Below are 8,959 nucleotides of genomic sequence, written 5' to 3'. Positions count from 1 at the left end.
TTTGCCCTGATGCTGGAGCAGATCAAGCCGCTGCCCCGCGACAACTGGGTGCATGACGCGCTGGCGTCCTGGACCCGCTGGGCCGGCCGCAACTTCGACGCCGGGCGGCCCCACCATGCGCGCATCGTCTGGGTGGTGACGGTGCTGGTGCCGGCCGGCGCCGCGGCGCTGATCCATGTGCTGATCAGCCGCTACAGCTTCTTCCTGGCCCTGGCCTTCGACGTGCTGGCCATCTACCTGACGCTGGGTTTCCGGCAGTTCAGCCATTACTTCACCGACATCCGCGAAGCCCTGGAGCGGGGCGATGAGGAGCATGCGCGCCGCCTGCTGGCCGAGTGGCGCCATCTGGACGTCAGCGAGCTGCCGCGTACCGAGCTGCTGCGCCACGTCATCGAGCACTCCCTGCTGGCCGCCCACCGCCACGTCTTCGGCGTCTTCTTCTGCTACGTGGTGCTGGCGGCCCTGGGCCTGGGCCCGGCCGGTGCGGTGGCTTACCGCATGGCCGAGTTCGCCAGCCGCTACTGGACCTTCGAATGCCGCTCCATGGGCGTGGCCGTGAACGAGCGGCTGCGTGACCTGTCCCAGACCCTGTTCGGCCTGATCGACCATGTGCCGGCGCGGCTCACGGCCTTCGGCTTCGCGGTGGTGGGCAATTTCGAGGAAGCCGTGGCCGGCTGGCGGCGTGATGCCGGCCTGTGGAAGCGGGCCAACGAGGGCATCATCCTGTCGGCCGCCGCGGGAGCGGTCGGCGTCCAGCTGGGCGGTGCCGCACCACCCGGGGTCACGCCGGACCGGGCTTCCGCCAGTTTCTCCGCCGGGGTCGAAAGCGAGGAGGCCGAGGCCACCGGCTCCACACCCGGCCTGGCGCCCGAGCTGGGCCATCTGGGCAGCGTGGTGGGCCTGGTGTGGCGCTCGGTCATCCTCTGGATGCTCTTGCTGGCCCTGCTCAAGCTGGCCAATCTGCTGGGCTGAGGACGGCGGTCAGCCGGGCCGCTGGCCCGCCTCCAGTTCGTCCCACAAGGCCTCGTACAGCCGGTAGCGCGTGGGGCTGATCTCGCCCCGGTCCACCGCCTCGCGCACGCCGCAGCCCGGTTCGTGCCGGTGGGTGCAGTTGTAGAAGCGGCAGTGGCCCAGTTGGGCGCGCAGATCGGGCATCAGCTCGGGCAGACGCTGCGGCGTGATGTGCATCAGGCCGAATTCCTGGAAGCCCGGCGAATCGATCAGCGCACCGCGCACCTGCCCATCCACCGCATCGCCCAGCCAGTACCAGGTGGTGGTGGTGGTGGTGTGGCGTCCGGCGTTGAGGGCCTGGGAAATCTCGCCGACCTGGGCCTGGGCCTGGGGCAGCATCAGGTTGATCAGGGTGCTCTTGCCCATGCCGCTGGGGCCCAGCACCAGCGTGGTGTGGCCGGCCAGCACCGGGCCCAGCAGCGCCAGGGCGGCTTCGGGCTGGGCCTTCAGCGAGGTCTCCAGCACCGTCAGCCCCATGGCCCGATAGGGCGTCAGGCGCTCGCGGGCCAGTTCGCCGGTGGGCAGGTCCACCTTGTTGAGCAGTAGCACGGCGCGGATGCCGGCGTCCTCGGCCGCGATCAGCGCCCGGTTCAGCTGGGACTCGCTGAACATCGGCTCGCCGGCCAGCATGATCAGCAGCTGGTCCAGGTTGGCGGCGAAGGACTTGCTGCGCCATTCGTCCTGGCGCATCAGCAGGTTGCGCCGCGGGCTCAGGGCCTCGACCACGGCCTCGTCCCCCGCCGGGGCCCAACGCACCCGGTCGCCCACCACGCAGGCGCTCTTCTTGCCGCGGGAATGGGCCAGCAGGCGCTCGCCCTCGGGCGTCTCGATCACCACGTGGCGGCCGTGCGATCCGACCACCAGCGCCTCTTGCAGCGCACCGTTCGCGCCGCCCTTGGCGGTGCCGCCCCGGGACGGGCGCTTCATGCGCGGGCCAGCGCCGCCAGGCGCTCCGAGGCCGGCGGGTGCGAGTAGTAGAAGCGGGCGTACAGCGGATCGGGTGTCAGCGTGGAGGCATTGTCCTCGTAGAGCTTGAGCAGGGCCGAGGACAGCTGCTGGGGGCTGGCCTGGCGGCAGGCGTAGGCATCGGCCTGGAACTCGTCACGCCGTGAGAGCTGGGCCATCAGCGGGCCGACGAAGTACAGGAAGGGCGGCGTGGCCAGCATGAACAGCAGCAGGGCCAGCGCGTGGTTGGGGGCCAGCAGGTTGGGCTGCACGCCCAGGCCCTGGTAGAAGGCCGTCTGGCCGGCGAACCAGGCCAGCAGGGCCAGGCCCAGGGCGCTCAGGCCGATCACCAGCACCATGCGCCGGCGCACATGGTGGTGGCTGAAGTGGCCCAGCTCGTGGGCCAGCACGGCCTCCACCTCGGACGGCTGCAGGCGCTCCAGCAGGGTGTCGAAGAACACCACCCTCTTGGCCCGGCCCATGCCGGCGAAGTAGGCATTGCCGTGGGCCGAGCGGCGGCTGCCGTCCATCACGAACAGGCCCTTGGCCTGGAAGCCGCAGCGCTGCATCAGGGTCTGGATGCGGCCAGCCAGCTCGGCATCGGCCAGCGGGGTGAAGCGGTTGAACAGCGGCGCGATGACGGTGGGGTAGAGCACCTGCATCAGCAGCATGAAGCCCGTCCACAGGGCCCAGGCCCACAGCCACCAGAAGCTGCCCGTGGCCTGCATCACCCACAGCACGGCCGCCAGCAGCGGCAGCCCCACCAGCCCGCCCACCAGCAGGCCCTTGGCCTGATCCCCCAGGAACAGGCCCAGGCTCATGCGGTTGAAGCCGAAGTGCTGTTCGATGCGGAAGGTCTTGTACCACTCCAGCGGCATCTCCAGCAGGGCGCTGATCAGGCCGAAGGCGCCGAACAGGGCCAGCTGGTAGACCAGCTCGCCGCCCCAGGGCAGCACCGCGTTGCGCAGCTGGAGGTTCAGGGCGTCCAGGCCGCCCAGCAGGGTCCAGCCGACCAGCACCGCGGTCGAGAAGCTCTCGCTGAGCATGCCGAAGCGGGTGCGGGCGATCGTGTAGTCGGCCGCGCGCTGGTGGGCGTCCAGCGGGATGGTGGCATCGAAGGGCGCGGGCACCTGGGTGCGGTGGGCGTGCACGTGGCGCATCTGGCGCGAGGCCAGCCAGAGCTTGATCGCCAGCGACAGCAGCAAGGCCGTGCAGAAGGCCAGCGAGACGTGAAAGGCTTGCATGGGGCGGCAGTGTATGTTGTCGGACAATGCGGCAGCACATCGACCGAGTGAAAGCCATGACCGAGACCACGCTGAGCAAGAGCGAGAACAACCTGATCTGGATCGACCTGGAAATGACCGGGCTGAAGCCGGAGTCCGACCGCATCATCGAGATCGCGGTGGTCGTGACCGACCCGCTGCTGACCGTGCGGGTGGAGGGCCCGGTGTTCGCCATCCACCAGAGCGATGCGACGCTGGACGCGATGGACGCCTGGAACAAGGGCACCCACGGCAAGAGCGGCCTGATCGAGCGGGTCAAGGCGTCCACCATCGACGAGGCCCAGGCCGAGGCCCGGATGATCGAGTTCCTGGCGGCCTATGTGCCGGCCGGCAAGAGCCCGATGTGCGGCAACTCTATCTGCCAGGACCGCCGCTTCATGGCCAACCACATGAAGGGTCTGGAGGCCTTCTTCCATTACCGCAACCTGGACGTCAGCACCCTCAAGGAACTGGCCCGTCGCTGGAAGCCCGCCGCGCTGGAAGGCCTGGTCAAGGCCAACAAGCACACCGCGCTGGCCGACATCCACGAGTCCATCGACGAACTCCTGCACTACCGCAAGACCTTCCTGGCGGTGTGAGGCGGGCGGGCTGAAACCGTCTCAGGCCCGGGCCGCCATGGCCTGGGCCGCCTCGCGCACCAGCTCCGGTCCGCGGTAGATCAGGCCGGTGTAGACCTGCACCAGGTCCGCGCCGGCAGCCAGCTTGGCGCAGGCGTCGGCGCCGCTCATCACGCCGCCCGCACCGATGATGGGGAAGTTCGGGCCCAGGTGGCTGCGCAGCGCGCGGATCACCTTGTTGCTGGCCTCCTGCACCGGCCGGCCGGACAGGCCGCCGGTCTCCTCGGCATGGCGCAGGCCCTTGACGGCCTCGCGGCTGAGCGTGGTGTTGGTGGCGATCACGCCGTCCAGGCGGTGCTTCTGCAGCGTGGCGGCGATGACCGCGATCTGGGCCTCGTCCAGGTCCGGGGCGATCTTCAGGAACAGCGGCACCCGGCGTTGGTGCAGGTCCATGAGCTCGCGCTGGCGGGCGGTCAGTGCGCCCAGCAGGGCGTCCAGGGCCTCGTCGCTTTGCAGCGCACGCAGGTTCTTGGTGTTGGGGCTGGAGATGTTGACCGTCACATAGTCGGCGTGCGGGTAGACGCCAGCCAGCGCGATCAGGTAGTCGTCCACCGCGTTCTCGATGGGGGTGACCGCGTTTTTGCCGATGTTCAGGCCCAGGATGCCGCCCTTCTTGCGGAAGCTGCGCGAGCGCTGCACGTTCGCCACGAAGGCCTCCAGCCCGTCGTTGTTGAAGCCCATGCGGTTGATCAGGGCCTCGGCCGAGGGCAGGCGGAACATGCGCGGCTTGGGGTTGCCCGGCTGCGCCTTGGGCGTGACGGTGCCCACTTCGACGAAGCCGAAGCCCATGGCGCCGAAGCCGTCGATGGCGCGGCCGTTCTTGTCCAGCCCCGCGGCCAGGCCGATGCGGTTGGGAAAGCGCAGGCCGGCCACCGTCACCGGGTCGTCCACCCGCTTCTGCGCCCACAGGCACTGGGCCGGCGTGTTCTGCAGCCGGGCCAGGGTGTCGATGGTCAGTTCGTGGGCGGTCTCGGCGTCCAGGCTGAACAGGGCGGTGCGGGAGAGGGCGTAGGGGAGCAGGGACATGGGCGGCAGGGAAGGGGGAAAATTCGCCCCCGATTGTCCCAGATGCCCCTGCCCGGGCGCGGCTTCAGCCCTGGGGGGCGGCGATAATGCCGGCCATGACGCAAGACGAACTCAAGGCCCTGGTCGGGCAGGCGGCACTGGCCCATGTGGTGCCCGGCAGCATCGTGGGGGTGGGCACGGGCTCCACCGTCAACTGCTTCATCGACGCCCTGGCGACGATGAAGGACCAGATCCGCGGTGCGGTCTCCAGCTCGGTCAAGAGCACCGAGCGCCTGCAGGCCCATGGCATCCCGGTGCTGGATTCCAACACCGTCGAATCGATCCCGGTCTACATCGACGGGGCCGACGAGATCGATCACCAGGGCTGCATGATCAAGGGCGGCGGCGCCGCGCTGACGCGCGAGAAGATCGTGGCCGACTTGGCCGAACGCTTCGTCTGCATCGCCGACGAATCCAAGCTGGTGGACGTGCTGGGCGCCTTCCCGCTGCCGGTGGAGGTCATCCCGATGGCCGCCGCCCAGGTGATGCGCCGCTTCGCCAGCGTCTACGGCGGCCAGGCCAGCGTGCGTGCCGGCGTGACCACCGACAACGGCAACATCATCGTCGACGTGCGGGGCCTGAAGATCACGGACCCGCTGGCGATGGAGGCCGAGGTCAACCAATGGCCCGGCGTGGTCACCGTGGGCATCTTCGGCCGCCACAAGGCCAAGGTCTGCCTGCTGGGCACGTCTCAGGGCGTGCGCGCGCTGGACTTCTGATTCAGCACCCCGCGCGAGCGGTCAGTCGGCCGCCGTGCGGCTGGCCGCCCGCGCCGCCCGCGCGATGAAGCGCGCCGGGTCGATCGCATCCATCAGGCTGGACGCCAGCGGCACCGGGGCGCCGGTGATCCAGGCGGCCAGCACCTCGCCCAGCAGCGGCGCCAGCGTGATGCCGCGCGAGCCCAGGGCGCTCAGCACATAGAGGCCCGGCACCCGCGGCACCCTGCGGGGCTGCTCCTGCCGTGTGAGGACTGTCCGCTGCGCAGCCGGCAGCGGCACCGGGCCGACCAGGGGCAGCCGGTCGTCGCAGGCCAGGCGCCAACCCACGCGGCCGGTCAGCGCGCCTTGTGCCATGGCCGTGGCCAGCAGGGCTTCGCGCCGGGCTTGCTCTCCGGCGTCCGGGCTGCGACCCAGCAGACGGTCCCACTGCCCCACATTGCTCAGATGGTCGGTCAGGCGCAGGGCCGGGTCCTCGTCGCCGGGCTGGCTGGTGGCGCCGCACAGCAGGCCGCCGCCGGTCTCGGGCGGCAGGCCGATGCCGTAGCCGCCGCTGGCCAGCGGGTGCCGCGGCGTGGGCAGTTGCAGCGCAGCCGCCAGTTCGGCCGACAGGCAGCTGACCTGGCCGCGGCTGCGCACCCGGGGCCAGTCGTCCACCCCGGTCCAGGGGCGCAGCAGGGCCAGTCCGTCGGCCGCCCCCGCCACCACCACCACATCGGCTTCGGCCAGCACGGCGCCGGAGCCGTTCGCCTCGGCGGTGCCCAGGGCCTGCCAGCCGCCGCCTTCACGCGGGGCGAGGGCCTGCACGTCCTGCTGGCCGAGCACCGTCACGCCGGGGCTGTCCAGCCAGGCCCGCACCAGATCGGCCGGGCAGGCCCAGCCGCCCTGCGGGTACCACCAGCCCGGGCCCGCCGGGGCCAGGCCCAGCGGCTCGGTTGCCTCGTCGCGGGAGAGCGGCTGCAGGTACGCCGCGGGCAGACCCTGGGCCTGCACGGCGGCCCGCAGCTGGGCCCAGTCGGCCGGCTCGCCACCGCCGCGCCACAGGCCGTTCGGGTTGCCCGCCACCTGGCCGCTGGCCACCAGGGGGGCGATGAGCTGGTGCGCGCGCAGAGCGGCTGCGCGCAGCAGCTGGGCGTGGGCGCCATCGTGGGCGTGGGCCACGCCATGGAACAGGCCGGCCCGGTTGCCCGAGGTTTCCTGGGCGGGGGCGGCGTGGCGCTCCAGCACGGTCACCGACAGGCCCTGCGCGGCCAGGGCCCGGGCGGCCGCGGCCCCGGCCAGGCCGGCGCCGAGGACCAGGGCGCTGCGGGCCTGCGGCGCCGCCAGGCGGCCCGGCGGGATGCCGCGCGCCAGGGCCTGGGCCGGCAGGGGGTGGCGTGTGCCACCAGCATGTCGCGCTTGCTGCCGAAGCCAGGCGCCCGCTCCAGGGCGAAGCCGGCGCCCTGCAGGCCGTCGCGCACCACGCGGGCGATGCTCCAGGTGGCAGCGGTCAGGTCCGGGGCGCCCAGGCGGGTGGCGTGGCGCAGCAGGTGGGCGTCCCACATGGCCGGGTTCTGCGCGGGGGCGAAGCCGTCCAGGTAGCAGGCGTCGATCTGGCCGCTCAGCTCGGGCCACCAGGTGGCCACATCGCCCAGGGCCAGCAGCAGGCGCACCCGGCCGCCCTCGAAGTCCAGCACATGCAGGTCCGGCGTGGCCGGCGGCCATTGGGCCAGCAACTGGGCGGCCAGCGCGGGGGCCGGGCTGGTGGCATGGGCGCGGGCCAGATCCTCGCGCCGGGGCGGGTGCTTCTCCATCGACACGAAGACCAGGCGCTCGCAGCGCTGCGGGTCGTCACGCCAGGCGGCCCAGGTGGCCAGGAAGTTGTTGCCCAGGCCGAAGCCGGTCTCCAGGATGGCGAAGCGAGTTCGGCCCTGCCAGCGCCCGGGCAGGCCGTTGCCCTGCAGGAAGACGTGCCGCGCCTGGGCGAAGGCGCCGTCGCGGGCGTGGTAGACGTCCTGGAAGCCCGGCGCCCAGGCCAGGCCGTCGTGGCCGGGATGGTCGAAGTCGATCTGCGCTTCGACGATGGCTTGGGTCTTCATGCCGCGGGGGTGCTGTGGGCCGTGGCCGCCCGCGCCGCCAGCCAGCGCAGCAAGCCGGGGCGGGCTTCGGTGAGCTGCCGGTAGGCCAGTACCGCCGGGCTCATGCTGGCGATGGCGTCGTGCAGGCGCTGCGCACGGGCCGGCGTGTCCACCGCCTGGCTCAGGGGCCGCACGGCCACCCGGATGGTGAAGACGGCCTGGCCCCGCTCGGGCAGCGGGATGAAGGTCTGGCGTTCGCTGCGAAACCAGGTGTGTTGGTTCAGCTCGGCCTCGTCCAGGTCGGCAGGCCAGTGTGTGGGTGGCGTGCGCTGCGGATGGGCGTCCAGCCCAGGGTGGCGGGTCACGTTCCAGACGAAGCGCTCCCAGCGCTGCGGGCCGGTGACCAGCTTCATCAGATGCTCGCCCGCCGCCACCAGCACCGCGTTGTCGGCCACCGGGGCGTGCACCTCGGCGAAGTGGCGGCCGATCTTCTGGCGTGGGTCCCAGTGCGAGGGCAGGGCCACCGCCAGCCAGGGCAGGCTGGCGCGCCGGCCGTCGACGATGGCCAGGTCTTCCTCGATGGCCAGGCTGAACAGGGCAGTTTGGCGCCAGGATGTCGGCAGGGCCTTCAGACACAGGCCGATGTCCTGGGGCGCCTGCGGGTGCAGCGCCGCCACCTCGCCCCGGTCATCGACCGACCAGCCCAGGGCATGAGCCATCAGCTGGCCATCGCTGGACAGGGTCAGGGCGGCCGGATGTTCCTGCGCGGCCTGGCGCATGGCCGCGTGCAGGGACGGCAGGGCATCGAAGCCCGGTTCGATCTGCAAGGCCTGGTCGGGCTGGCTGCGCAGGACGGCGAGCTTCTCTCGCAGATGGGGCGACGCCGGGTGGGTGGGGGTGAACTGGACGCTGCCCTCGGCCAGCTTGCGCAGCCCGGGCTGCATGCGGAAGGGGGCGGTGACGGCGTGCTCGAAATCGAAGGGCATGGCAGAGCGGAGGAACAGCGACGGTGCCGCCAAGAAAAATGGGCACCCGGAGGTGCCCATCATCATGCCGGCAAACCCGGCACCACCGTGTTGGCGTCGATCAGGCCGCATCCCGCGCCTGGCCACCCTTCCGCGCCCGGTGCTGGCCCGGGTGGAGGCCCTGGCGCCCGGCGCCTGGAGCGCGCCCCACACCCATCCCTGGGGCCAGCTGTCCTATGCCATCGAGGGCGTGCTGCAGGTGGAGACGGCCGACGGCTGCTTTCTGGCGCCGCCGGAGCG

The 8,959-nt window shown here is 71.6% G+C and carries 9 protein-coding genes and 1 pseudogene; 4 read left to right on the top strand and 6 right to left on the bottom strand.

Going from position 1 to position 8,959, the window contains the following annotated elements; translation table 11 throughout:
• On the top strand, positions 1–972 hold a 972-nt coding region (locus I73_RS09810), incomplete at its 5' end, for a CobD/CbiB family protein (protein WP_022980448.1).
• 9 nt (positions 973–981) lie between these two features.
• On the opposite strand, the gene rsgA is transcribed toward I73_RS09810, so the two are convergent.
• Together rsgA and I73_RS09800 are read right to left on the bottom strand one after the other, a co-directional pair.
• Positions 982–1,938, bottom strand: a complete 957-nt coding sequence (gene rsgA / locus I73_RS09805; protein WP_022980447.1) for a ribosome small subunit-dependent GTPase A — start codon at positions 1,936–1,938, stop codon at positions 982–984.
• Positions 1,935–3,200: a M48 family metallopeptidase gene (locus I73_RS09800; protein WP_022980446.1), complete on the bottom strand. Its 1,266-nt coding sequence runs from the start codon at positions 3,198–3,200 to the stop codon at positions 1,935–1,937. The genes rsgA and I73_RS09800 overlap by 4 nt, the downstream gene beginning before the upstream one ends.
• A 56-nt stretch (positions 3,201–3,256) precedes the next feature.
• Here I73_RS09800 and orn point away from each other — a divergent pair, with 56 nt between their 5' ends.
• Positions 3,257–3,817, top strand: a complete 561-nt coding sequence (gene orn / locus I73_RS09795; RefSeq protein ID WP_083876670.1) for an oligoribonuclease — start codon at positions 3,257–3,259, stop codon at positions 3,815–3,817.
• A gap of 21 nt (positions 3,818–3,838) precedes the next feature.
• Here orn and I73_RS09790 read toward each other — a convergent pair whose 3' ends face one another.
• Complete coding sequence (locus tag I73_RS09790) at positions 3,839–4,882, bottom strand: quinone-dependent dihydroorotate dehydrogenase (RefSeq protein ID WP_022980444.1); 1,044 nt, start codon at positions 4,880–4,882, stop codon at positions 3,839–3,841.
• Positions 4,883–4,977: 95 nt separating this feature from the next.
• Here I73_RS09790 and rpiA point away from each other — a divergent pair, with 95 nt between their 5' ends.
• Entirely contained in the window at positions 4,978–5,640 is a 663-nt protein-coding gene (gene rpiA / locus I73_RS09785; protein WP_026096532.1) for a ribose-5-phosphate isomerase RpiA, read from the top strand.
• A 21-nt stretch (positions 5,641–5,661) separates the two neighbouring features.
• On the opposite strand, the gene mnmC is transcribed toward rpiA, so the two are convergent.
• From mnmC to I73_RS09775, 3 genes are read right to left on the bottom strand one after another with little or no spacing between them, the layout of a single operon-like run.
• Complete coding sequence (gene mnmC / locus I73_RS33875; RefSeq protein ID WP_234409466.1) at positions 5,662–6,891, bottom strand: FAD-dependent 5-carboxymethylaminomethyl-2-thiouridine(34) oxidoreductase MnmC; 1,230 nt, start codon at positions 6,889–6,891, stop codon at positions 5,662–5,664.
• Positions 6,867–7,715, bottom strand: a complete 849-nt coding sequence (gene mnmD, locus I73_RS33870) for a tRNA (5-methylaminomethyl-2-thiouridine)(34)-methyltransferase MnmD (RefSeq protein WP_234409465.1) — start codon at positions 7,713–7,715, stop codon at positions 6,867–6,869. The genes mnmC and mnmD overlap by 25 nt, the downstream gene beginning before the upstream one ends.
• Positions 7,712–8,680, bottom strand: coding sequence for a heme-dependent oxidative N-demethylase subunit alpha family protein (locus I73_RS09775; RefSeq protein ID WP_022980442.1), 969 nt, complete (start codon positions 8,678–8,680; stop codon positions 7,712–7,714). Before I73_RS09775 ends, mnmD begins: the two co-directional genes overlap by 4 nt.
• A gap of 64 nt (positions 8,681–8,744) precedes the next feature.
• On the opposite strand from I73_RS09775, the pseudogene I73_RS27160 reads away from it, so the two are divergent.
• A pseudogene (locus I73_RS27160) lies at positions 8,745–8,959 on the top strand (AraC family transcriptional regulator); the annotation flags it as partial.

It is taken from the genome of Ideonella sp. B508-1 (genome assembly GCF_000333615.1).
Taxonomy (GTDB): Bacteria; Pseudomonadota; Gammaproteobacteria; order Burkholderiales; family Burkholderiaceae_C; genus Ideonella.
Note: the sequence above shows the minus strand (reverse complement) of the source record. Positions and strands in the feature narration are given on the sequence as shown.

Bases quoted from the DNA above. Each gene is read 5' to 3' on its own strand.
- mnmD (WP_234409465.1), bottom strand. From the start codon at position 7,715: ATGAAGACCCAAGCCATCGTCGAAGCGCAGATCGACTTCGACCATCCC.
- rpiA (WP_026096532.1), top strand. From the start codon at position 4,978: ATGACGCAAGACGAACTCAAGGCCCTGGTCGGGCAGGCGGCACTGGCC.
- I73_RS09790 (WP_022980444.1), bottom strand. From the start codon at position 4,882: ATGTCCCTGCTCCCCTACGCCCTCTCCCGCACCGCCCTGTTCAGCCTG.
- I73_RS09775 (WP_022980442.1), bottom strand. From the start codon at position 8,680: ATGCCCTTCGATTTCGAGCACGCCGTCACCGCCCCCTTCCGCATGCAG.
- I73_RS09800 (WP_022980446.1), bottom strand. From the start codon at position 3,200: ATGCAAGCCTTTCACGTCTCGCTGGCCTTCTGCACGGCCTTGCTGCTG.
- orn (WP_083876670.1), top strand. From the start codon at position 3,257: ATGACCGAGACCACGCTGAGCAAGAGCGAGAACAACCTGATCTGGATC.
- rsgA (WP_022980447.1), bottom strand. From the start codon at position 1,938: ATGAAGCGCCCGTCCCGGGGCGGCACCGCCAAGGGCGGCGCGAACGGT.